1 pseudogene is annotated in these 223 nt (G+C 45.7%); it reads right to left on the minus strand.

Features of this window, described 5'->3' with window-relative positions:
* A pseudogene (locus tag QVP90_RS06125) lies at positions 1–166 on the minus strand (electron transfer flavoprotein beta subunit/FixA family protein); the annotation flags it as partial.
* Between the last annotated feature and the right edge of the window lie 57 nt (positions 167–223).

Here is a 223-nt window from a genome sequence, read left to right on the forward strand (position 1 = left end):
GTGCATCTTTCAGTCGGAGGGCTTGCTCAAGAGCGTTCAAGTCTTCGGGGTTGAAGATGGCGGGGAGTGCCGCACGGTTAATAGTTCCGTCGGCTTTCATGGCATCTTTCCCAACATTACGTGTGTCGGGAACTTGTTTAGCCAATACTACGATTTTCAAACTCATGTTATTAATTATTAGTATTAGTATTTCTTTGGAGCGTCAGTGCCGGGAATAGGAGTA

Source organism: Bacteroides sp. CAG:189 (genome assembly GCF_000432295.1).
In the GTDB taxonomy this organism is placed as follows: Bacteria; Bacteroidota; Bacteroidia; order Bacteroidales; family Bacteroidaceae; genus Bacteroides; species Bacteroides salyersiae.